A 23391-nucleotide genomic window follows, 5' to 3' on the forward strand; every position below is an offset into this window, starting at 1 on the left:
ATTACTGGTCCTGAATCAGCTCCAGGATTCGCTTCAATGCTTGCCTCCGGTGATTGTCCCAGGGGTGTGCAAAGCTCATCCTCAGACAGTTCCCGAACCGCTCAGACACAGAAAAAAGACTACCAGGAGTGATGACTATTCCCTCATCCAGTGCTCTGGAATAGATATCGATAGTGTTTACCTTTTCCGGTAGTTCCACCCAAACCGTTAAGCCCCCCTGGGGTGCCGTTGTACGCACAGACAACGGCCATGCTGCCAGATATTCCAGTAACTGGTCCCGCTGATCCCGCAACCGAAGACGTAACTTGCGAACAAACGCGGCGTAATCGCCGTCCCTGATATAGCTCTCGACACCCTGCTGAACAAAGCGACTACTGGCTAGCTGGGACGTGAGTTTCATTTGAAGGATTCTGGAGTGCCACCGGCCTCCACTCACCCAACCGAGCCTGAGATCCCGGGAAAGGACTTTCGACAGCGAACTGCAATGAATCACCCGGCCTGTCTGATCCAGGGATTTGAGGGTATCTGGTACGCCAAGCCAGCCAGTATCGGCGTATATATCATCCTCGATAATGGCAAGGTCGTGCTCCTCGGCCAGCTCAAGTAACCGCTTGCGGGCCTCTGTTGGCATGGTTGCACCGCTTGGCGTTGCGAACGCTGGTGATACCACGCAGGCACGGACGTCCCAACACTTGAGAACGTCTGCAAGCGCGGCAATATCCATCCCCGCCTGTAAAGAAGTTGGTACCTCAATGACCTTTAATTTCAATTGTTCCAACAGTTGCAGAACGCCATAGAACCCTGGCGATTCAACTGCGACTATATCTCCTTCGGAACAAACCGTAAGCAACGCCAGAAACAGAGACTGCTGGCATCCGGATGTAACACACAGTTCCGATGCATCCGTATTCCAGCCTCTTTTTGAAAATAACCCGGCAAGTTGAGTTCTCAGGCCATGGTCGCCCGCGGGTTCATCATAGTATTGGTAGTCGCCTTTCTGACGCCTCAGGGCCCGGCCAATTGAACGATTGAGTTGCACTATCCCCTGGGGCATTTCTCCCGATTGAATACTGGGCGTCAGATCAAACGCCGCACTTCTCGTCATGATGTCCCGAAACAGCTCGCTTACGGATACAGGTTTTGGAGACTCAATACGTTCCACCTCGCCAGGCCTGTCAAATTCTTCGTTCCTGTAAGTTACAAAGAAACCAGCCCGCTCACGTGATTCGATCACACCCTTGGCTTCGAGGCGTTGTAGTGCATGCTGAATGGTTATTTTTGCACAACCATGGAGCTGGCACAGTGTTCTGATAGAGGGCAGTCTCTCGCCACACCGCCACCGGCCAGCCATGATGCTCTGTTCTATCTGATTTTCCAGTAGCTGGTATTTCGGGAGGGAACTATTCATGGTGTCAGCTCAACAGATGGAACATCGGGCGATAAAATACCTTTGCTTTACGCCGAGTGCCATTTAATTGATTCTTCGGCAGGCGGGTTTAAAACTTTGCCTGGTTGTCCAGGTTATTGCTTACAGAATCAAGTGCCTCTAAATTCCTATTTAACAGGGGGTTTGTCATTTTGCGTATTCAGCATATCCCGGCAACCCGGTCAGACTGTTTGCTTAACCACAGAAAGGGGCTAGGATTACTATTGCACCATCTGAATGACCAATTATAATCAGAACGCTGATGCTACCCGGAGTAAACTTTATTCACTTCCTTCCCTTTCCCTGTTCCCGTTTGTGGAGCTCCGGTCTGGTGTTCCTCTTGTTGCCAGGGGTTGCCATTGCTGCCGGGAGCGAAGACAGCCTTTGGGATACCTCGCTGGAGGAGTTGGGGCAGATCAGGGTGGTATCCATAGCATCTGGCACGGAAACCCCGCTCGACAAGGCTGCAGCAATTACCTCCGTTATCAGTGCCAGTGACATTTCGGCCATGGGCGCAACGGATCTTGATCAGGTACTGGAAACCGTGCCGGGTCTCCACGTTAACCATTCAGACCAGACCTTTTCATCCAAATACATTTTCAGGGGTATTACCTCCAGCTTTAACCCACAGGCACTGCTCCTGGTAAACGGTATCCCTGTCACCACCATGATGTACGGCAACCGGGGTAATGTCTGGGGTGGTATGCCGGTTAAAGCAATCAAGCGTATCGAGGTTATTCGGGGCCCGGGTTCCGCTTTGTATGGCGCCGATGCCTACGCAGGCGTTATCAACATTATCACCAAGACTGCGCAGGACGTACAGGACACAGTTGTCGGGGCGAGAACAGGGAGCTTCGACACCCGTGGAGGCTGGATTGAAGCCGGGAAACAGCTGGATGGCGTGGGTATAAGTTTCATACTTGAATATCAGGAAACTGATGGCTGGCGGGAAACCATCCGCCATGACAGCCAGACAAATTTTGATACGACTTTCGGAACATCCGCATCTATGGCTCCCGGCCCGGTAAATACTTCAGTAGACCAGCTGGATGCGAGAGTCGATATGAGTGCTGACAACTGGCAACTTCGAGCCGGGATACAGGATCGCTCTAGTGTAGGCACTGGTCCCGGTATTGCTCAGGCGCTGGACCCTGAAGGTCTTTACAGTTCCCGGCGATTCAACACAGACTACAGTTATCGCTGGCAGGAAGTCGCAGATGGGCTCGATGTTGAAGCCAGAATAAGCTACTTCAATATTACCCAGAAGCCGGAAAACAACATTGTGCTCTACCCTTCTGGTGCATTTGGGGGCACCTTCCCCGACGGCTTCATCGGTAGTCCGGGCTATAAGGAGAACCAGGTTCGTTTTGATCTGAGTTCAATATATAGCGATCTGGATGATCACCGTGTATTAACCGGAATTGGCGTGTTTTGGGCAGATTTGTACGAAGTTACCGAGAGCAAAAACTTCAATCCGGATTTCAGTCCAAAAGGCAGTGTTGAAGATGTTTCCGATGATCGCAGGCAGGTCTGGATGCCGGAGGAAGCCAGGACTAATTATTATGCGTTTATACAGGATGAATGGCAGTTTGCTCAGAACTGGCAACTGGTTAGCGGCATTCGTTACGACTACTACTCGGATTTTGGCAACACTATAAATCCACGGGCCGCATTGATCTGGGCAACCACCGATACCATTACCACCAAGTTCCTGTATGGCAGAGCATTCAGGGCCCCATCGCTGAATGAGCTTTATGCCGCTAACAACCCGGTAGCCGGGGGGAACGTCGACCTTGATGCTGAAACCATTGATAGTTTCGAGATTGCTCTGGCACATCAGGTAACCTCCAGGTTCCTGTACGGCGTCAACGCCTTCTACTACGAAATTGATGACCTGATCACTGCAGAACCCACTTCCGGCCCTGTGGCCACCATTTACCAAAATAGCGGCCAGCGCATAGGTCATGGGGCGGAATTCGAAGCCACCTACCAGGTATCAGACGACCTGAAAATTATTGCCAATTATGCCTATCAGAACGCCAAGGATGACAAAACAGACGAGGCTGTTGGCGAGGCCCCCAATCATCAGGTATATGGTCGCGCAGAGTGGCGGGCTCTATCAGGGTGGTATCTCAACACCCAGGTTAACTGGGTAGGTAAGCAAAAACGGGTTGCGGCTGATACCCGGGAACCCGTCTCTGATTACACCACTATTGATCTTACCCTGCGCACTGAAGGGCTTTGGCGGGGGCTGGACCTGTCCGTATCTGTGCGAAACCTGTTCGATGATGATATCCGGGATCCGAGCCCCTACTCAGATCCAATGCCTCTCATCCCCTATGATTTTCCAATGGCAGGGCGTAATCTGGTCGCCGAAGTCCAGTATCGCTTCTGACCGGACACCGCGTTTAGTGCCGTATTTTATTCGGCGCCGTTCCAATCCCGTTTAGCCTTACCCTCATAAACAATGCTGGAGCACCTTACCGGGAAAAAACTCCCCTCGGGCTGGTCTCTGGCATCCTGATAGCAAGGCACCATGCCGGCAATGAAGCAGGGAGTCATAAAAAGCTGGTACTCCTGACATGTCAGCCCCATATCAGCAGCCAAAGCGGCATCAATAGCAGCGACATTCATAGAGTAGCCATAGGTCGCTTCCAGGTGCGCGTGAACGTCTAAAGCCATTTTTAGATAACGCCCTTCCCCCAGCCCACATTCCCCGGCTTTTTTGAGAGTGTAGGGTATTCGCTCATCAGTTTTCGCCAGCGGGCGACCATAACCATAGAGTATTCTGCCTTCGGATTTCTCTCGTTCCACAAACTCTGTCAGCTCACCTCCGTCATCACACCAACGCCCTGCCCGGTAGAAAAAATCCAGAGCCCTGACCTCGGGCCGCCGACCGTACATGGATGCCTCGGATACGCTCATGCCGGCCATCAATGCCAGAGAGGCAGTTGAACGAACACTCCCCGCCAGGGCGGTAACATGGTTTGGCCAGATTGAGGCATCCGGATAGCTGGTAGCAACCCAGTAAAAGTTCAGAAGCTTTGCCTCATTCTCTCCTATGTTTCGGCCGAGAATGCTATACAGGTAGAGACGGAGCCACTCGTAATCGCCAAGCTCCTGGTGCAGGTCCTTGTTGTGCATCACTACACGATCCGACAGATAGGCCTTGCCTTTCCGGGTCACCCAATGGTTTTCGGTATCCAGTAGATTCTTGTAGCTCATCGTGGTTCATGCTCCGGTGCAGAAGGCTGAAACGGGCCAGGGTCATCAGCCAGCTCTATCGCAGGGCCGTAGTATGGAAATTTCTTCCACCCCATTTGTTTTTGCTCCAGCGCATGGACAGCCGCGCCAGGGAGCCTGAGCATCAGATACAGCATGCTGCCCTGATCCTGGTCCAGCCCAAGGTCAACCAGCGCAGCTGCAGCAATACCGCTGATTGCCAAAGGGTATCCAACCCTGCTCTCCAGAGTTGCCCGGTTCTGTTTCAGCCAGGCGAGAGAGCCGTTTGAGGGTGCAAGGCTTGCGAGAAATTCCAGTGATTGCATAACCGGAGTGGGTGTCACATCGCCGTTGGGATCAAAGCCAGGCGCGTGCTCCATCGGGAGCCAGATATCCGCCCGTTCATCTTCTTCAGGATTAAAAAGCCGGGTACTCCAGAGATCGAGGTTTTGACCGCATTCCTGCCAGAGCCGAATACAGATGGAGACTTCCTGGGCCCCGCCGTATTGCCCGGCCCCCACGGCCAATGCTGCCATAAGTGCTGAGCTGTGATTGGTGCCGGCAACACCGGCATTCATCGCTGCACGAACACTGGCCTCACGAGGCCCCGGATTGGCCAGCACCATGGCCAGCTTTTCAAACAGCCTGGACTCTTCCGCTTGCGGACGGTCACCTTTGAACATGAGCAACAGGTACTCAGACCAGCTCGCTTGAGGAATGATCTGCCCGGAGACATCGTAACCATGGCAATAACTCGCCCTGGCTGCGAAAGGATTGGATTCCTCTGGCTCTTCCAGCCAGATGTTGGAGTGATAGTGATAATCAGAAGCCATGTTATACCCTTGCGCTTGTTCTGTTTTCCGTAACCGGACTTGTCACAGGCCCTGGTACCGTGCCTAAACGGCACCCGTTAATACTTTCATTCTGGAGCCCATGGGAGGAACTTCATCACCGTCAATAAGAATATTGAGCAGACAAGGCCCTGGTCGGGCGAGGATGGCTGCGATATCCAGTGCCTCCAGATCCTCCAGGGTTTCAGCTGTATAGGATTCGATACCCATGGACTCGGCCAGCATCGCATAATTGATGTTCGGGAGTTTACTGGCAGTGGCCTCGGCACCACCAAGAGCCTGCCCATGTTGAACCATTCCCAAGGAAGAATCGTTCAGTACCACCATCAGTAAATTGAGATTTTCTTGCAGAGCAGTGGTTATTTCCTGGCCCGCCATAAGATAGCTTCCGTCACCGGTAACGCATATCACCGGAGCACCTTTAGCACCCGCAGCCATACCAACAGAGGCTCCAATTGCCCATCCCATTGAGGCAAAACCAATCCCGATATGAAACAGCTTCTGGTGGGAACCAGGACCTTCTGGCAGGCGAATATTCCAGTAATGTATGCCCCATAAAAAACTGTTGCCGCTGTCCATGAGAACCCGTGTGGTCGGCGGGCAGGTCTGACTCAGGTACGTCATAAGTGCTTGCGGTTTAATCTTCCCAGCCTGAGGGAAGCACTTTGAGCGATCACTGAGCAATGTATGTGCAGGCAGAGGAAGGTCATCCGTTGCTGGTTCCGGCCCGGAGAAGTGGGATGGACGATCGCTTGTCAGGTACTCTACGACAGGCTTGAGCGCAAGCCTCGGCGACCCTAATACGACCAGACGAGCCATAGTCGAACGGCTGAGGTGTTCAGGGTTATGAGACAGGTGAATCAGACGCTCTGATAAGATCGCACCTGGATCCCAGGCGGCGGTTGATACTTCATCAAGCGCCGTTCCTACAACCAGAACTATTTCGGCATTTTCCGGCTTGAGGGCTTCGACAGCACTGTCATGCCCGGCAAACCCGAATACACCGCAGTAAAGGGGGTGACAACTATCAATCAACCCCTTACCACGAGGAGTCGTGACGATTTTCCAACCTTTCGATTCGGCCAGAGTAATCAGTATATCAACCGCACCGGCAGCACCTTCCCCGAGCACAACTGTGGCCCTGGAAATACTGGCGAGTTCCTGTGTGAGCCGCTGGAGGATCGCGGGGGCCGGAGCCACCTCATGATCCACAAATGCACATAGACTGGGAGCGCCAGGGGGCTCAGAAACTGGGTGCCGCATGATATCCAGAGGGATGCCCAGGTGCACCGGGCCAGGCTGGTTGCTCATTGCGTAGCTGATTGCCTGAAGCAGTTTCGGTTCCAGTTGGTCCGGATGTGACACCAGTGTGTTAAACCGGGTGCAGCGCGAAAACATCTCTACTGTATTGATGCTTGTGCAGGAGGATTCTTGCAGGGAGCCTTGCCCAAACCTGTTCAAAGATGTTTGCGCAGAAATCACCAGCATCGGAATACTGTCAGCATAGGCAGACGCCACGCCAGTGATCAGATTTGTAGCCCCTGGCCCGGCCGTTGAACAGCAGACTCCAAGTTTGCCAGTTTCCCGCGAATACCCCTCGGCCATAAATGCGGCTCCGGATTCATGCCGGGCCACCACCGCCCGGATACCTCCCCGGCGCTCACTGCGGGCCAGTGCGTTATAGAAGGGCTCGATACTACCGCCAGGTACCCCGAATACATACTCTACCCCCAAGGCCTCCAGATAACGCAAAATCAGGTCACCGTTCTCAAACATGGAACATTCTTTTCGCTTCGCCTTGAGGTGATGGCATACGGATATATGCCTTATGCAATCTGGCAATTAATCGAGCGGTTTGGGTTTTGCGATACCAAAACCCTGAGCGTAGTCGAGGCCCAGTTCAGTGACACGCGCTCTAATAGCGTCATTTTCGACAAATTCAGCGATGGTTTTAAGTCCGGCGGCATGCCCTATACGGTTGCAGGCATCGACAATGCTCAGATCAATAGGATCATCCAGCAGATTACGGACAAACCCGCCGTCCACTTTCAGATAATCCACTGGGAGAGCTCTCAGGTATGAGAATGAACTCATACCCGAGCCAAAGTCGTCGAGCGCAAACTCAAAACCGTCTTTCCGTGATTGTTCGATAAAGCTGATGGTCTGGTTCAGGTTGGCAATGGCCGATGTTTCCGTAATCTCAAAACAGACCCGCTCAGGCAGAATGGAATATTTCTCAACAAGGTTCCGGATGTAGCCATACAGCTCAGCATCACTCAGCGAGGAACCGGAAAGATTGATAAAGAAAGTACCGGTTGACTGTCGGCCCAAGGCAGTGCGGTCGAGATAGCTGAATGCCAAATCAATAACCCGTCGGTCAATTCTCGGCATCAGCCCAAAACGTTCTGCAGCGGGAATGAAGGCTCCGGGTGGCACGATAGTCTTACCCTGCTGCAGACGTACCAGAAATTCGGTGCGGAAACCGTCCGCATTGTGGGCCTGCAATGGCACCATTTCCTGTTGATACAGTATAAAACTGTCTGTTTGCAGCGCATCCTGAATACGACTCGTCCATTGCATATCAGCTTGCCGCTGCTGCATTTCCGAGTCGTCGCTCTGATAGAGCTGTACGTTATTACGGCCCCGGTCCTTTGCTGCGTAGCAGGCAAGATCAGCGTGACTGAGCAATTCGCTGGTGGAGTTGTAAGCGTTGCTGATGACTACCATGCCTACGCTCAGAGACACCGAAAACGGCTTGTTATGCCATACGAACCGGTATTCCCGGACTTCTTCGCACAAGGTCTCTGCCACTCTTTTTGCGTGGCTGGCGTCACACCCCCTGAGCAGAACCCCGAATTCATCACCGCCCAGCCGGGCCAGTGTGTCATCAGACCGGATGTGGCGACTCAGAATTTTGGATATCTGCTTAAGCAGTTCATCACCCGCGACGTGCCCGGAAGTATCGTTGACAATTTTGAACTGATCCAGATCCAGATAAAGCAGTACATGGTGGCGCCCTGTTTCCTGGGCATCCTGAAGTGCATGGGTCAGGCGTCGTTCAAACTCACGGCGATTGGCAAGATCCGTGAGGCTGTCATGAAAAGCCATATGTTCAAGCGTAGATTCCGCCACCCGTTTGGCCTTACGGACAGAGCTGTCACTAACCTCACGCCGGATGGCAGGAATCAGCCGGGAGAGGTTATTCTTCATGATGTAGTCATGGGCTCCGGCCTTCATGGCGCTGACAGCTACATCTTCGCCAATAAGTCCTGAAACAATAAGGACCGGTAAGTCTGTCCCGTATTGCCGTGTGAGTTCCAGAACCTGAAACGAGGTAAAACCCGGCATATTGTGGTCAGTGATGACAATATCCCAGAGTTCATTCTCGAGGGCTTTTCTCAGTCCGTCTTCTGTATCGACTACTTGATAAAATGGTTCGATGCCGCCTTTTTTTAACGCCCGCAGAAGAAGAATCGCGTCATCCTCGGAATCTTCGACGATCAACAGCCTTAACTGGCTATCTGTGTCAATCACTGGCAGTACCTTATTAAAGTTTACGGACTGAGCCGGATTCCGGAACCTTGTTCACCGTCAACCAGTAGCGGGCGAGTAAGGTCATCTGTTCCGTAAACTCATGGTAATCAATTGCTTTGGTAATGTAACTATTGGCCCCCAGACGGTAGGCCTCAACCAGTTCCGATGGTTCATCAGAGGACGAGATCATTATAACGGGCATCCAGTTAGTCAGTGGCGAAGAACGGATGTGTTTCAGTACTTCAAGCCCGTTTACTCGCGGTAACTTAACATCGAGTAATATCACACCCAGAGTGTCCAGGTTTCTGCGAGACGCCGTTTTTTCGTCCCCGAACAGAAAATCCAGGGCTTCCTGCCCATCCTCCAGAACTATAACCGGGCTGTTTTTGCTCGCATTTTTTAAAGCACGAACTGTCAGCACCTGATCATCTGGGTTGTCGTCTACCACCAGGATCGAATAATCATCCATGCTAATCATTGGTCCATTGTATTGAGCTGAAAATGGTGAGTTTCAGGAGTTGCTCTCAACAGAGTGTAGTCGATCCGCAGCAGGAACAGGCAAACAGACAGCAAATCGGGCACCCTTCCCCACCTCAGAACTCGCAGAAATGCTGCCATGATGTCGCAGAATTACCCGGTTGACTGTGGCAAGCCCTATTCCGGTACCACCAAACTCCGATGGTGTATGAAGCCGATTGAACGCCACAAACAGCTTATCGACATACCTCATATCGAAACCGACGCCATTGTCCTGTATGGCAATTGTAATATAACCAGCGTCTGACGTCGCCGACACTTCAATCACACGTGATGACTCTTTAGCGCTGTACTTCCATGCGTTTTCCAGCAGATTCTGAAAGGCAATACGTAACATCCGGCCGTCGCCTGCTACCCAGATATCTGGCTGGATACGTAATTCGGTTGGCAGGGGTTCGCTGAGATCGCTTAATTCCTCCGCTATTTCCTCTAACATTTCACTGAGGTTCAGGCGCTCGCTTTCCATTGGCTGGCGGCTCACACGGGAAAGTACAAGCAAGCCGTCAATCAGCCCGGCCATTCGTACACTCGCCGCTCTGATCCGCCGCAGATGATCCTTTCCTGTATCGTCAAGCACATCTTCGCAGTCCTCTTCCAGAGCCCGGCCAAATCCTTCTATGGCCCTGAGAGGTTGACGAAGATCATGAGATACTGAATAGCTGAACGCTTCCAGTTCCTTGTTTGCCAGACTGAGCTGGGAGGTGCGTTCTTCCACAGTGCGTTCGAGGCTATCCCGACTTTCCAGAATCCGCAGGTTCTGTTGTTCAATAGTACCGATCATATCGTTAAAGGTTCTGCCGAGGCGGCCAAGCTCATCTTTGCCGTACACCGGAGCCCGGATTGTGTAGTCGTGTGCCAGTGAAATCCGTTCAGCAGCCCTGGAGAGCTCAAGAATGGGTTGGGAGACGAGCCGCTGCAACCTGAAGGCGACGAACACAAGAATCAGCTGGATTAGCCCTCCAATTCCCATGGCCAGAAAAATGAAGGTCTGTATGTGTGCTTTAAGCACTTCCAGATGGGAAATGAGATAGATATAACCTACGGTATCCTCATAAAGCGTGACTGGTTGCGACAGCCGGTAATAGTTTCCAACAAACCCCACCGGGGGCTGCTCACTGAGGCTCGGGCAATCGGTGTCGCCAGAGCTGTACAGGGAATTCATAAGCGTGCCGGAAGCACTGAAAACACAAGCCTGCTTGATAGTCTCTATTTTGCGCAGACTCGAAAGAATACTGGAGAGTTGCTCATGGTCCTCAAATAACAAAGCTGCGGCTGATTGTTCGGCCAGAATTCCGGCAATGACGTGCAACTCTGATTCCAGCTGCTCCCGGTAATTCTGGTTCTCAACAGCAATCAGGCTCGCACAGACCAAAACGATACCCAAGGTACTTGTAAACAAGGTCAGGAACAGCAATTTGGCTTTCAGCGGCCAATAACGCCAGTGCCAACGCTTCATCACTGAATCACCCTCGAAGCCAGTTCCAGCAGCCGTGAATTAATGCTTACGCCAGCCGCGTCAGCAGCCTGGAGGTTAATCTCGAAGCGAATGATATTGCCTTGCTTCACGTATCCGATTATTCCGCCCGCATCAACAAAGCCCGGTAGTTCACTGATAGTGAGCATCTGCCCTTTTTCAGCCATGGAAATAACTGCGGGTAAATTGCGGAGGTTTGATGAACTGACGAAAAGCACGTGGCACCCGGCGGCAGTGGAGAGGTCTTCAGGATTTACAAGTTCAAGGGTTCGTCCTTGCGACTTTCGCCCCGCGAGAGGTTGCAGCAAATCCCCGAAAGGGTTCTCTCCAAGTACACAGACTCTTAATGGTAACTCACTGTCCGGGGTCGGGGTCCAGCTGACAAACTGGGTAAAATTATAAAAATATGCGGCTTTTATCTCGTATTCCGAACGCACGGAAGCATGCGAAGTTGTCAGACCAACGCATAGAACCAATGCAACAAGGAATCTCGAAAATAACAAAAGTAGCCCTCAGCCATCCTTCCTATTAACTCCGTGTCTCAGTACTGTCTGTAATACAATGTGTCAGGAAGCACCGCTGGAGTTACCAATAACCATTCTCAAGCCAGTCATGAAAAGCGGTTGCGCTTTATGAGCCGGGATTCAGCCCCTTCGTACGCACTGAAGAGTAACATTTCTATAGGCCCAAGACTTGTTTTGGTCCACAGACTATGGCAGAACCTACCTTATGTTTCAGTAACACTTTGTGTGGAATCTGCGTCCCCTTCTTACCGGCCTTTGTCGAAAGAAAAACAATAACGCCCCCTAATAGCAATAGCATTTTGTTGATCGTCAAGTCGTATCACTCAAACTGATGTGATGTATACCGCATGGAAACTTTTTCTCTGCACTGCAAACCCCGACAATCACTTCCAAGCCAAACGGGTGAAATTGTTTTTCTAACTTCTTTTCAATAGTGGAATCATCACATGAAAGCTATCAACAAGTTCCTTTTCGTTTTTTCAGTTCTTACCTTCTCTGTAGTAGCTCAGGCAGGAGGCGTCAGCCAGGAAGATATAGATCGTGGAAACAACCCTTCTTCTGTAACTGTTTCTGAAACCGGTTATTGATCAGTCAGTACCAGAGTCAATGGGCGGAGAGTCTCTTCGCCCATTGACAGGAATATCCGCACCAGCTTACTCCCGCGAATACCCTGAGCATTCATCCCGAATTTTTTCGAATCACCTTCTGTAACTCGCCAACCAAACCATTCCGGAACGCCAGCACACAAATAACAAAGACTACGCCCATCAACACATGGATGTAGTTCGCCAGTGGGCCAGAGGCGAGAAAGTTCTGCATTGAAATAATGGTCGCTGCACCCAGAACCGGGCCCCAGATAGTACCCATACCGCCCAGCAGCGTCATAAGAACCACCTCACCCGACATGAACCAGTGAACGTCGGTAAGGGACGCAAGCTGAAACACCAGTGCTTTGGTGGAACCCGCAAGACCTGCCAGTGTGGCCGAAATCACGAAGGCCATCAGCTTGTACTGGTTAACCCTGTATCCCAGAGAAATTGCGCGGGGCTCGTTCTCACGGATCGCCTTCATAACCTGGCCAAAGGGGCTGTGAATGGTGCGGTAGATGGTCAGAAAACCGAAAATAAAGATAGCGAGAACAAAATAATACATGGTCAGGTTGTCGGTCAGGTCAATCAGACCAAACAGCTTTCCACGCGGGATTCCCTGAAGACCATCTTCTCCGCCTGTGAGCGGTGTTTGGAGAAAGACAAAGAAGGCCAGCTGGGCCAGCGCCAGGGTGACCATGGCAAAATAGATCCCTTCGCGCTTTACCGCCAGTTTGCCGTATACGAGGCCAACCAGCGCCGACATAACAACACCTGCAAGAATACCAAGCTCCGGAGTAACGCCATAGGTAACCATCACATACCCGGTTACATAGGCGCCAGTTCCCAAAAATACCGCGTGGCCAAATGAAAGCAGGCCGGCGAACCCCAGCAGCAGGTTAAAGGCACAGGCAAACAGAGCGAAGCAAAGCACCTTCATCAGAAAAACCGGATAGAGCACGAACGGAGCAACCAGCGCCAGACCCAGCAATACCAGGTTAAGTTTTTTGTTGTACATGTTTGTTTCCTTAAAACGAAACAGCGGCGAATAGATAACGCAGAGGCATCTAGGCTTCTTTACCAAACAAGCCGGCTGGCTTGATCAGCAGAACCAGCACCATCACCAGGAAGATCACTGTGTTGGAGGCCTCGGGATAGAAGTATTTGGTCAGGCCTTCAATGATGCCCATGGCCAGACCTGTCAGAATGGCACCTCCAATGGATCCCATGCCGCCGATAACAACGATGGCAAAGACCACGATCAGGATATTCGAACCCATATCCGGGGATACGGTATATATCGGAGCCGCCAGTACACCGGCCAGTCCCGCCAGACCAACACCAAACCCATAGGTAAGAGTTACCAGTAGCGGGACATTGATACCAAACGCCTGCATCAGCTGAGCATTTTCAGTACCGGCACGCAGATACGCACCCAGCCTGGTCTTTTCGATCATGAACCAGGTTCCGGCACAGACCGCCAGTGAGAAGACAATAATCCAGGCACGGTAGTTGGGCAGATACATGAATGGCAGCCTGGTGCCACCCTTCAGCTCTTCTGGCATCTCGTAGGAAAGCCCGGATGAGCCAAACCAGTGGGTGAAGAGGCCCTGCAGTATCAGGGCAATACCGAAAGTCAGCAGCAAGCTGTAAAGGTGATCTTCATTGGCGATGGGACGAATCAGTATGCGCTCAAGTAAAATACCGAAAGCCCCGACCGCCAGGGGAACCAGTATCAGCGCCCACCAATAATTGATACCCAGGTAATTCAATCCAATCCAGGCCGCAAAAGCACCTAGCATGTAGAGCGCCCCCTGAGAAAAATTGATGATCTTCAGCAGGCCGAAGATGATCGCCAGACCCAGGGCAAGCAATGCGTAGAAGGAACCGTTGATCAACCCGATCAGCAGCTGGCCGAACAGGCCGAAAAGATTAATATCGAAAAAAGTCGCCATAACCAAACCCAAAAGTCTTTAGATAGAAGCAGGAGCTTCCTTTTCTTGTTACTTACCAGGGGTACGGGGCAGGATTACCTGCCCCGGAACGGTTACTCTTGGCTCAGCGCGAATGCGCATCCACCGTCTTCCATTTTCATAAAGGCATCTTCACCCTTGATAACTTTTTCTATCGCGAAGATGTCGTTCTCATTGCTACGCTCATCTGCGTTTTTGATCCTGACCTGCAACATGTCATGTACCATTCGGCCGTCTTTGCGCAGGTAACCGTTACGGGAAAAAAAGTCCTCTACAGGAGTCTCTTTCATCTTCGCCATGACCGCGTCAGACTCGTCGGTACCAGCGGCTTCCACTGCTTTCAGGTAATGCATGGTCGAAGAATAAGCGCCAGCATGGGCCATGGAGGGAATCTTGCCATCCATACGAGCCATATAACGCTTTGACCACTCGCGAGTCTGATCATCCATATCCCAGTAGAATCCAGTCGTCAGCTTCATGCCGCCGGCAATTGCCGGATCCAGAGCCTGGGCATTAGGGGTGAAAACCAGCAAGCCGGCTACGTCAGCCATCTCGGTCACACCGAATTCCGCAGCTGTTTTAAGGGCGTTAACCATGTCGCTGCCAGTGTTGGCCAGTGCGATGACATCCGCGCCAGAAGACTGGGCCTGCAGGATGTATGAAGAGAAATCCGAGGTTCCCAGAGGTGCACGCACACCGCCGACCACTTCGCCCCCGTTGGCTTCAATCACACCAGTCGCAACCGATTCCAGTGCATGGCCAAATCCATAGTCAGCAGTAACGAAGAACCACTTTTTCGCCCCGCCTTCAACCATCGGCTGTACCGTACCGTTGGCGAGCGACACCACATCATAGGTCCAGTGGGCATTGTAAGGAGAGCAGGCCGAGGTGGTAAAAGCGTGGCTGGCAGGGGCAGCAATCAGAGTGATTTTTTTGGCATCGGTCATCACCTTGGTTACAGCGCCGGTAACCGAACTGGCAACAGCACCATTAATGACGTCTACCTGTTCGTTCTCGATCCACTGGCGCGCGATCGTCGATCCTATGTCCGGCTTAAGCTGTGTATCGGCACTGACCACTTCGATAGGTTTACCGAGTACCTTCCCGCCAAAATCTTCGACAGCCATCTGTACGGCTTCAATACTGCCCTGTCCTGTGATATCGGAGTAAACACCTCCCATATCGCCCAGAACACCAATCTTGACCTTGTCATCGGAAAAACTTCCGTGAGCCAGCCCGGTCGCAGCAATCAAAGCAGTGGCGGCAGCAGTTTTAAACATCAGTTTCATGATTTTCTCCAGATTCATTGTTTTTGTTTCGGGTTTTACTTCACTGACATACAGATTTCCGGGCTTCAGACACCCAGATAGGTATTCAGAACGTCGGTTTTTGTTCCTAGTTCGTGGGCTTTGATTTCGTCAACGATATGGCCATGTTCCATCAGGTAATGACGGTCGGCGATAGGTGCGGCGAAGCGAAAATTCTGCTCTACCAGTATGATTGTCAGGCCGCGGTCTTTGAGTTTGGTCAGAACTCCCGCGAGCTTCTGAACGATCACCGGGGCAAGCCCTTCTGTTATTTCATCGAGTAGCAGGATGTTGGCTCCGGTTCGCAAAATGCGCGCCATGGCCAGCATCTGCTGTTCACCACCGGATAGCCGGGTACCCTGGCTTTTCCGACGCTCGGCCAGGTTCGGGAACATCTCGTATATTTCGTCAACCGACATGCCTTCAGACCGTACTTTGGGGGGCAGCATCAGGTTCTCTTCAACATTGAGGCTGGAAAAGATTCCACGCTCTTCAGGGCAGAATCCCATGCCCAGGTGAGCGATTTTATGGGGTGGCATGTTCAGGGTTTCCTGACCGTTGATCACGATCGACCCCGTGCGTTTACCCACCATATTCATAACCGCTTTCAGGGTAGTGCTGCGCCCTGCCCCGTTGCGCCCCAGCAGGGTTACCAGTTCGCCCTGATTTACGGTCATGTCGATGCCGTGAAGAATGTGCGATTCACCGTAAAATGCGTGCAAATCGGTTATCCGGAGCTTTTCCCGGTTGGATTTGACCTTCATGACCGTGCTCATACCGAGGCCTCCACTACCGGCCCGTTGTCTGCAGCATCCTCAGGCAGACCTTCTTCAACGCCCATATAGGCTTCGCGCACACGGGGATCAGCCGACACGGTTTCGTAATTGCCTTCGGTCAGAATCGCGCCACGTTGAAGAACCGTGATGGTGTCAGAAAGGTCTGCCACCACGTTCAGGTTGTGCTCAACCATCACAATCGTTCGGTTTTTGCCAACTTCTTTGATAAGTTCGGCAACGACACTGATATCTTCATGCCCCATACCCTGGGTCGGTTCGTCCAGCAACAGCAGCTCAGGATCAAGCGCAAGGGTAGTGGCTATCTCCAGAGAACGTTTACGACCGTATGGCAAATCAACAGCCTTTGCGTTCGGGAAATCCCGCAGTCCCACTGAATCCAGCAATTCCAGAGCACGATCATTGAGATCATCGAGGATCTTTTCCGAACGCCAGAAGACAAAGGTGTCTCTCCGTTTTTGCTGCAGCGCAACCCGGACATTCTCAAGCACTGTCAGATGCGGGAACACCGCCGAGATCTGGAAGGACCGCACAATCCCCATATGAGCGATTGAAGCAGAGTCCTTCCTGGTAATGTCCTGGCCGTTGAAAAGCAAGGTTCCCCGGGTTGGCGTCAAAAACTTGGTCAACAGATTGAAAACCGTAGTTTTCCCTGCGCCGTTGGGGCCGATCAAAGCATGGATAGTACCGCGCTCGATTTTCAGGTTGACGTCATCAACAGCAGTAAAGCCCTTGAACTCTTTGACGAGACCTCTCGTCTCGAGGATCAAATCCTGACTCATAGGTATTCCTTGTTTTTATTTGCAGTACCGGAGAGCTTTTTTATGCATCCAGTTCGCTACGAATCAGTTTTTTATTGATCTTTCCGACGCTGGTTTTGGGGATCTCGTAGACAAACTCAATCCGTTCCGGGATCGCCCATTTCGCGATTTCGCCGCTATCAACAAACTGTTTCAGGTGGGCCTTGATAACATCGGGGGTAGCTTCTGCGCCCTCTTTGAGAACGATGGTGGCCACCGGCCGCTCATCCCAGCGTTCGTCGGGAACACCAACCACGGCGACTTCTGATACGGCAGCATGCTTGCTGATCAGGTTTTCCAGTTCGATGGTTGAGATCCATTCGCCGCCGGTCTTGATCACGTCTTTGATCCGGTCTTTGATCTGCAGGGTGTTGCGGCTGTTTATCGACCCCACATCACCGGTATGCAGCCATCCTCCTTCCCACAATTCGGCGCTTTTCTCCGGTTCCTTCAGGTAACCTCCTGTCAGCCAGGGTGCGCGGGCGACCACTTCACCGACAGCCTCGCCATCGTGGGGAACATCGTTACCTTCAGCATCGACAATACGGATATCAACCAGAGGGGTTCCGACACCGGCCAGGATGCGGGCAGCGCTCTGCTCAGCCATCGGCAAAGTGCGCTCTTCATCCGACAGGTTGACCATTGTGATAACCGGGCAGGTTTCGGACATACCGTAAGCTGTCACAAAGTTGATACCGCGCTCAGCCATCTGGGCGGACAAAGCCTGGGTAGGCGCAGAGCCACCGGTGAGCATATTCCAGCCCGACAGATCCGTGGTCTTGGCTTCTTCGCAGTTGAGCACCATCTGCAGTACGGTCGGGACTCCGTGAGAAAAGGTAACGCCCTCCTCCCGGAACAGCTGAACCAGGCGGTTCGGTTCATAACGACCCGGATAAACCTGTTTGACCCCCAGCATGGTGGCGATATAGGGGACACCCCAGGCATGAACATGGAACATCGGAGTCATGGGCATATAGACATCGTCGCTACGCAGCAACGCGTTTGCATCCGAGCTACCCAGTGTTATCGCAGTACTTAGTGTGTGGAGCACCAGTTGACGATGACTGAAGTACACCCCTTTCGGGTTGCCGGTAGTGCCGGTTGTATAGAATGTGGTCGCGATCGAATTTTCATCAAAATCCGGGAAGTCGTATTCCGTATCTGCTGCAGCCAGCATCGACTCATATTCACCGATTACATTCAGGGTGGTCGGTCCGGCGTTCTGGCCGTCTGTCAGCTGTACATAACCACGAACAGTCTCGAGCTGAGGAGCCACTTGCTCTATCAGCGGCAGAAAATCATCGTGAACCAACACAACATCATCTTCAGCGTGGTTCATGGTGTAGATAATCTGATCTGGGCTCAGCCGGATATTCACGTGATGCAACACTGCACCGATCATGGGTATGGCGAAATAGGCTTCCAGGTAGCGATTGCTGTCCCAATCCATTACGGCCACGGTATCACCAGCACCAACGCCGGCCTTTTCCATGGCATTGGCCAGGCGTGCAATGCGTTCGTTCAGGGTGAGATAGTTATAACGGGAAATATCGCTGTATACGATTTCACGGTCAGGAAAATAACGCACACCCGATAAAAGCAGACTTTTGATCAGCAGCGGGTATTGATACGCGTTTTCTGTGCCGGGGAGCAGTTTAGGGGTTTTCATAGTTCGCCTCGTATTTTTATTGGAGCTATACCGGGGCTAGAGCAAGGCAGGTGCCAATTATGAAAAAAATACAACAGGGCTCTGTTTTTATTGGGGTAATTGTCACGCGGGTATGAGGAGCGGTAAATAATGAGCGGATACCGCTCATCACCGATCAGAATAATGAGCGGTATCCGCTCACTATTCGGCTGACCATGAGCGGGAGCCGCTCATGGTATTGGGCAAAACAGACCTGGAGGGGTGGCCTGCAGTGTTAACGATTCGGGGGTTCAAGCTCAGGCTTATAGATCTTCCAGTTACCCAACATACGCGTGGCCGGCGGATAGTCGTCATTGGGAATCGATTCGCCTATGGCGATAACCTGCATCACCTGATGACTGACAGGGTCGATCCAGGATTGAAACCCGGGCGGATCTTCCGGCAGTGACAATTTCAGCCCTTCTAACGACTGGCGAATCCCTTCAGCATCCATCGTCTCCGCTTTCCGCCAGGCCTCTGCAACCGCCATGACCACGGAATAACTGCTCTCTGCCATGAAATTCGGGTATCTGCCGCTGCGCCGGTAAAACTCCCCTACAAACTCACGGTTTCCCGGGGTGTCCGGCCAGTTATTATGGTGATGCCCTGCAAGGATGACTCCGGGAGGCAGATCGTTCCCCAGCGCCGCCATAACACTGTACCCTCCTCCGGTATCGAAGTTGGCTAACTGACTGACCTCCAACAAACCCTGCAGGTGCGCCTGCCGCACAAAATTGGCAAAATCATCGCCAAAAAAATTACAGACCACGATATCCGGAGGCGAAAGCAAAAGTGCTTCGATATAGGCCGAATAGTCCGGTTCCGAGAGCTTTGGGTAATACTCCGCACTGATCTCAAAGGGAACATCCAGGGCCTCTAACCCTTCCAGCAGGTCTTCCAGTGCCTGGTGGCCGTAATCGTAGTCGGGGCCGACATAGGCCAGCGTGGTCCAGGGTGTTTCAGACTGCATTTCTTTAAGGTAGCGAGCACCCGCCCGCATGGACTGGCGGCTGTCATTGTTGACCCTGAAGTACCATGGGTTAACGGGCGCCTGTGTCAGTCTTGATGAAGTGTGGCCAGCGCCAATGAAAAGCATCTTCTGCCTTTCGGCATAAGCACTGATCTCAAGTGCGATGCTGGAGTAGACAATGCCGCAAAGAATATCAACACCCTGTTCCTCTACCAGCTGTCGGGCCAGGGTCATGCTTCGGTGGCGCTTGCCTTTACTGTCCTCCAGAAGAACTTTCAGATGCGGATAAAGCCTCGCTTCACCAGCATTTATGTACTGTTGATTCAGAAGCGTTAGCTGATCCAGTGCCATGCCTATCGCCACATCAGCGTCCCGACCGAAAAACCCCATCGGCCCTGTCAAAGGATAAAGGCAGCCGATCGTTAAATCAGGTTCCGCCAACTCCTCCCCTTCCTGAAGCTCCAGACCGTATGCCAGAGGCACCAGCGACCAGAGAACAAGGGTTGCACCGAAAGCCTTGCGGAAAAACCGAGGTAGATTCAAAACACTTCGGGGGTTCATTCTGCGATCCCCAGTTTCTGTAATCGCCGTTTGAGCGCATGGCGGGATATGCCGAGCTTTTCTGCCGCGGCTCCCTTTCTCCCACCTGCCTGCTCCAGGGTTCTGAGAATAATGTCTCGTTCCGTTTCCGCCAGTCGATCTCCAATAGAGCTATCAGAATTATCGGCAAGGCGCGTTGAATGATCAGTCGGCTGCATTTCCGGTGGCAGCATGGAATGAGTTACCACTTCACCGGGATAAAGCACGGTCAGACGTTCCAGCAGGTTTTTCAGTTCGCGAATATTGCCCGGCCATTCATAATCTGTCAGGTGTGCCATTATTTCCGGATCAAACAACACCGGGGAACAGCCTTCACTAGAGGCCATCTTGAGACTGAAATGTTCGATCAGAAGGGGAATATCCTCCCGGCGCTGTTCCAGTGCAGGTACCCGGATCGGCATCACATTAAGGCGGTAATAAAGGTCCGCCCTGAAACTGCCTTCTTCTGCAGCCTGCCCTAATTCCCGGTTTGTAGCCGCAACAATCCGCACCTCAGCCTGATGGACCCGGCTGGATCCGATGGGCCTGTATGTGTGGTCTTCAAGAAAGCTCAGCAGTTTAGCCTGCAGCGCAAGAGGCATCTCTCCGATCTCATCCAGAAACAAGGTGCCACCGTTGGCTAACTCCACCAGCCCTGAACGACGCTGATGAGCCCCGGTATAGGCTCCTTTTTCCGCCCCGAAGAGTTCTGCTTCCAGCAATTGTTCCGGCAAGGCGGCACAATTCACTTCAACAAAAGGACCTGAGGCCACCTTCGACAGCTGGTGTACCTCACGCGCCACTACCGTTTTACCTGTACCTGAAGCGCCCTGTAACAGCAGGGTTTTGGCTCCGCTACGGGCGATGCGGGTCAGGTCTTCATGCAACCGCCGCATCGCGTCGCTCCGGCCGATCAGACGCACCTCCCCGAGCTCCCGTTCGCGGAAAAAGTGCACTTCTCTGTCCAGCCGGCAGCGTTCGAGGGTGCGGGCAATCAACGATTTCAGCTCGTGAATATCAAAAGGTTTGGTAATGAAATCCAGGGCACCATTTTTCAACGCTTCAATGGCAACCTTGATGTCCCCGTGGGCGGAAAACATCACCACAGGGCAGCCAGGCAATTGCAGCTGCAACTGTTTCAGCACTTCCAGGCCGCTGAGGTCCGGAAGCCGCAGGTCCAGCAACACCATGTCAGGCTGACAATCCAAAGCTGTTTCGATTCCGTCATTACCGGTATAGGCAGTTGCAATCCCGTAGCCGTCGGCTCCAAGTGCCAGTTGCAACGAGCGCACCAGGCGCTGCTCATCATCAATAATCAGAACCAGTGCCTTATCCATGAATATCCCTTGAAGCATTGAATATCAGCGAAACCCGGGTCCCGGCTCCCGGCTCACTGCTAATCTGCAGATTTCCGCCATTAAGCTGTACCAGGCGTTTGGAAATAGACAAACCCAAGCCAGTGCCCTGGCTCCTGGTCGTGTAAAAAGGCTCCGTGGCCCTTTCCAGCGCTTCAGGGGCCATACCAGTACCCGTGTCACCAACGATGATCACCGTATTTTCTTTAACCGTCTGAACGTCCAGATTCAACTCACCACCTTCCGGCATCGCCTGAATGCTGTTGAGCGCAAGGTTCATCAGCACCTGTTGTATCTGATTTTCATCCACACACAACTGAGCACCCTGATCGCCGGAGAGACTTAAATGAATGTTTTCTCTGACAGCCAGGGGGGCAATCAAGGCTGCCAGACGCCGAAGCAGATCGCCGGCACTTCCCCATACACGCTCGGGATCAAAAGGCCGGGCAAAGCTGAGCAGGTTCTCAACCACCCCATTGACGCGATCAATTTCCTCCAGAACAAGCGTGATCAGTTCGGCATTCCGCGGATCGTCATCCACGGGAAAACTCTGGACACAAACCTTGATGGTCGCCAGAGGATTACGAACCTCATGGGCAATACTGGCCGAGAATTCACCAAGAACCGCTTTCTTTTCAACGTCGAGACGGGAATCGATCAATGCCTGGAGCCTGCCACCCATGCGATTGAATGCTTTGGCCAGAAGTGTAATTTCATCGTTTCCTTCCGGGGGGATATGGATATTCCAATCCCCTCTGGAGACAGCTTCCGCACCTTCTATCAAGGGCACAAAACGTCTTTTAATCCGCACAATAAGCGTCATGAGGAAGCCGCTGACCAGCACAACAGATACACCTACTCCCAGAAGGAAAACAGGGCGCCTGAACTCCTGACTGAGGCTGACAGCGGGATTCTGCTTGAGTACTTCTACCGACCAGCCCGGCGCAAATTCCTGACTGAGCCAACTGGACGCCTGGTCCAGAGCAGGTTGACCATTTACGGTAAAACGTTGCCCTTCAGAGGTACTTAATAATGGCATGAAGCCGTCGATCCGGGTCTGGTTTCTAAGTAACTCAGTCAGGCTGGCCAAACGAACATGCAACGCAACAAATCCGGGAGAAGACGTGTCCCCGGAACTCAGTGGCAATGGTGCTGCCAGCAAAAACCAGCCTGAATGCCCCCGGCGAGGCGCTTGCGGCCCTATTAACCAGAAATCAGCGAATTTTCTCCTGGGCAATCCTTGCAGCGACAACTCCATTTCCCCCCAATAAGGAGATCCGGATGATGCAACACCTGGCAGTGCCGTTTTCAGTTGCCATTGATCATCGAAGAAAAGCACACCATAGATATCGAAGCTGTCAGTCTCGAAGCTGATCAGCGCATGAGTCGACTCTAACTCGGATGACAATGGATCCCACGACACGAACCGTTCGATGTTCGGCAAATCTATAATCGTTTCGAGCTCAAACTGCCGGGCTTTCAGAAAGCCTGACAACGCCGCACGGGTAGCATTCATGGAGTGCTGAACTTTCTGCTCCCCCAGGTCCTCAAGCAATTCACCGGTAAAACGGTCATAAAGCCAGGTAACCACCAACAAAGGCAGCACAGTAACCAGCAATGCAAGCACCAGGTAGCGCCGTAGGAGACTGTTGCGCCATAAACTTATTTTTATCTGGTTTCCTGTAGCTTCCCTCAACGATCGATCACTCTTGAAGTATTGGCCTGAGCCCGGGGCTTAACACTATCTGTTAACTATCGAATGAAAAGCAAT

Annotated in this window: 19 protein-coding genes; 2 read left to right on the plus strand and 17 right to left on the minus strand. The window is 52.3% G+C overall.

Annotated elements, in window-relative coordinates:
- Position 1: 1 nt before the first annotated feature.
- Positions 2-1408: a PLP-dependent aminotransferase family protein gene (locus CPA50_RS07865; protein ID WP_096781847.1), complete on the minus strand. Its 1407-nt coding sequence runs from the start codon at positions 1406-1408 to the stop codon at positions 2-4.
- Positions 1409-1688: 280 nt separating this feature from the next.
- On the opposite strand from CPA50_RS07865, the gene CPA50_RS19785 reads away from it, so the two are divergent.
- Positions 1689-3821: a TonB-dependent receptor plug domain-containing protein gene (locus tag CPA50_RS19785; protein ID WP_096781848.1), complete on the plus strand. Its 2133-nt coding sequence runs from the start codon at positions 1689-1691 to the stop codon at positions 3819-3821.
- Positions 3822-3847: 26 nt separating this feature from the next.
- Here the strand turns inward: CPA50_RS19785 and CPA50_RS07875 are convergent, their stop codons facing one another.
- The 7 genes from CPA50_RS07875 to CPA50_RS07905 form a co-directional block, all read right to left on the minus strand.
- On the minus strand, positions 3848-4651 hold the full coding sequence (locus CPA50_RS07875; protein ID WP_096781849.1) for a citrate/2-methylcitrate synthase: 804 nt from the start codon (positions 4649-4651) through the stop codon (positions 3848-3850).
- On the minus strand, positions 4648-5481 hold the full coding sequence (locus CPA50_RS07880) for a citryl-CoA lyase (RefSeq protein WP_096781850.1): 834 nt from the start codon (positions 5479-5481) through the stop codon (positions 4648-4650). The genes CPA50_RS07875 and CPA50_RS07880 overlap by 4 nt, the downstream gene beginning before the upstream one ends.
- A 63-nt stretch (positions 5482-5544) precedes the next feature.
- Positions 5545-7275, minus strand: a complete 1731-nt coding sequence (locus CPA50_RS07885) for a thiamine pyrophosphate-binding protein (protein WP_096781851.1) — start codon at positions 7273-7275, stop codon at positions 5545-5547.
- A gap of 66 nt (positions 7276-7341) precedes the next feature.
- Positions 7342-9033, minus strand: a complete 1692-nt coding sequence (locus CPA50_RS07890; RefSeq protein ID WP_227519531.1) for an EAL domain-containing protein — start codon at positions 9031-9033, stop codon at positions 7342-7344.
- A 13-nt stretch (positions 9034-9046) separates the two neighbouring features.
- Positions 9047-9502, minus strand: a complete 456-nt coding sequence (locus CPA50_RS07895) for a response regulator (RefSeq protein WP_096781852.1) — start codon at positions 9500-9502, stop codon at positions 9047-9049.
- 42 nt (positions 9503-9544) lie between these two features.
- A complete protein-coding gene (locus CPA50_RS07900; RefSeq protein ID WP_096781853.1) occupies positions 9545-11026 on the minus strand; it encodes an ATP-binding protein in 1482 nt (493 codons plus the stop codon).
- On the minus strand, positions 11026-11481 hold the full coding sequence (locus CPA50_RS07905; RefSeq protein WP_179397165.1) for a YfiR family protein: 456 nt from the start codon (positions 11479-11481) through the stop codon (positions 11026-11028). The genes CPA50_RS07900 and CPA50_RS07905 overlap by 1 nt, the downstream gene beginning before the upstream one ends.
- A 533-nt stretch (positions 11482-12014) precedes the next feature.
- On the opposite strand from CPA50_RS07905, the gene CPA50_RS19440 reads away from it, so the two are divergent.
- The gene (locus CPA50_RS19440; RefSeq protein ID WP_179397166.1) at positions 12015-12155 is read left to right on the plus strand and encodes a hypothetical protein; all 141 of its coding nucleotides are present in this window, start codon (positions 12015-12017) and stop codon (positions 12153-12155) included.
- A gap of 91 nt (positions 12156-12246) precedes the next feature.
- Here CPA50_RS19440 and CPA50_RS07910 read toward each other — a convergent pair whose 3' ends face one another.
- From CPA50_RS07910 to CPA50_RS07950, 9 genes are all read right to left on the minus strand, one after another.
- Entirely contained in the window at positions 12247-13173 is a 927-nt protein-coding gene (locus CPA50_RS07910) for a branched-chain amino acid ABC transporter permease (RefSeq protein WP_096781855.1), read from the minus strand.
- Positions 13174-13222: 49 nt separating this feature from the next.
- Positions 13223-14110: a branched-chain amino acid ABC transporter permease gene (locus tag CPA50_RS07915; RefSeq protein ID WP_096782388.1), complete on the minus strand. Its 888-nt coding sequence runs from the start codon at positions 14108-14110 to the stop codon at positions 13223-13225.
- 92 nt (positions 14111-14202) lie between these two features.
- Positions 14203-15417 carry an ABC transporter substrate-binding protein gene (locus CPA50_RS07920; RefSeq protein WP_096781856.1) on the minus strand — a complete coding sequence of 405 codons (1215 nt, stop codon included), beginning with the start codon at positions 15415-15417 and terminating at the stop codon, positions 14203-14205.
- 65 nt (positions 15418-15482) lie between these two features.
- Positions 15483-16199, minus strand: coding sequence for an ABC transporter ATP-binding protein (locus CPA50_RS07925; protein ID WP_096782389.1), 717 nt, complete (start codon positions 16197-16199; stop codon positions 15483-15485).
- 8 nt (positions 16200-16207) lie between these two features.
- Positions 16208-17011 carry an ABC transporter ATP-binding protein gene (locus CPA50_RS07930; RefSeq protein WP_096781857.1) on the minus strand — a complete coding sequence of 268 codons (804 nt, stop codon included), beginning with the start codon at positions 17009-17011 and terminating at the stop codon, positions 16208-16210.
- A gap of 40 nt (positions 17012-17051) precedes the next feature.
- Entirely contained in the window at positions 17052-18698 is a 1647-nt protein-coding gene (locus CPA50_RS07935; RefSeq protein WP_096781858.1) for a fatty acid--CoA ligase, read from the minus strand.
- 253 nt (positions 18699-18951) lie between these two features.
- The gene (locus tag CPA50_RS07940; protein WP_096781859.1) at positions 18952-20247 is read right to left on the minus strand and encodes an ABC transporter substrate-binding protein; all 1296 of its coding nucleotides are present in this window, start codon (positions 20245-20247) and stop codon (positions 18952-18954) included.
- Positions 20244-21602, minus strand: coding sequence for a sigma-54-dependent transcriptional regulator (locus CPA50_RS07945; protein ID WP_096781860.1), 1359 nt, complete (start codon positions 21600-21602; stop codon positions 20244-20246). The genes CPA50_RS07940 and CPA50_RS07945 overlap by 4 nt, the downstream gene beginning before the upstream one ends.
- Positions 21595-23247 (minus strand): sensor histidine kinase, encoded by a 1653-nt coding sequence (locus CPA50_RS07950; RefSeq protein ID WP_096781861.1) that lies wholly within the window; start codon positions 23245-23247, stop codon positions 21595-21597. Before CPA50_RS07950 ends, CPA50_RS07945 begins: the two co-directional genes overlap by 8 nt.
- Between the last annotated feature and the right edge of the window lie 144 nt (positions 23248-23391).

The sequence above is a fragment of the Marinobacter sp. ANT_B65 genome, from assembly GCF_002407605.1.
GTDB lineage: Bacteria > Pseudomonadota > Gammaproteobacteria > Pseudomonadales > Oleiphilaceae > Marinobacter.

Coding starts and splice junctions, on each gene's coding strand:
- CPA50_RS07865 (WP_096781847.1), bottom strand. CDS start 1,408: ATGAATAGTTCCCTCCCGAAATACCAGCTACTGGAAAATCAGATAGAA.
- CPA50_RS19785 (WP_096781848.1), top strand. CDS start 1,689: ATGCTACCCGGAGTAAACTTTATTCACTTCCTTCCCTTTCCCTGTTCC.
- CPA50_RS07875 (WP_096781849.1), bottom strand. CDS start 4,651: ATGAGCTACAAGAATCTACTGGATACCGAAAACCATTGGGTGACCCGG.
- CPA50_RS07880 (WP_096781850.1), bottom strand. CDS start 5,481: ATGGCTTCTGATTATCACTATCACTCCAACATCTGGCTGGAAGAGCCA.
- CPA50_RS07885 (WP_096781851.1), bottom strand. CDS start 7,275: ATGTTTGAGAACGGTGACCTGATTTTGCGTTATCTGGAGGCCTTGGGG.
- CPA50_RS07895 (WP_096781852.1), bottom strand. CDS start 9,502: ATGGATGATTATTCGATCCTGGTGGTAGACGACAACCCAGATGATCAG.
- CPA50_RS07900 (WP_096781853.1), bottom strand. CDS start 11,026: ATGAAGCGTTGGCACTGGCGTTATTGGCCGCTGAAAGCCAAATTGCTG.
- CPA50_RS19440 (WP_179397166.1), top strand. CDS start 12,015: ATGAAAGCTATCAACAAGTTCCTTTTCGTTTTTTCAGTTCTTACCTTC.
- CPA50_RS07910 (WP_096781855.1), bottom strand. CDS start 13,173: ATGTACAACAAAAAACTTAACCTGGTATTGCTGGGTCTGGCGCTGGTT.
- CPA50_RS07915 (WP_096782388.1), bottom strand. CDS start 14,110: ATGGCGACTTTTTTCGATATTAATCTTTTCGGCCTGTTCGGCCAGCTG.
- CPA50_RS07920 (WP_096781856.1), bottom strand. CDS start 15,417: ATGAAACTGATGTTTAAAACTGCTGCCGCCACTGCTTTGATTGCTGCG.
- CPA50_RS07925 (WP_096782389.1), bottom strand. CDS start 16,199: ATGAAGGTCAAATCCAACCGGGAAAAGCTCCGGATAACCGATTTGCAC.
- CPA50_RS07930 (WP_096781857.1), bottom strand. CDS start 17,011: ATGAGTCAGGATTTGATCCTCGAGACGAGAGGTCTCGTCAAAGAGTTC.
- CPA50_RS07935 (WP_096781858.1), bottom strand. CDS start 18,698: ATGAAAACCCCTAAACTGCTCCCCGGCACAGAAAACGCGTATCAATAC.
- CPA50_RS07940 (WP_096781859.1), bottom strand. CDS start 20,247: ATGAACCCCCGAAGTGTTTTGAATCTACCTCGGTTTTTCCGCAAGGCT.
- CPA50_RS07945 (WP_096781860.1), bottom strand. CDS start 21,602: ATGGATAAGGCACTGGTTCTGATTATTGATGATGAGCAGCGCCTGGTG.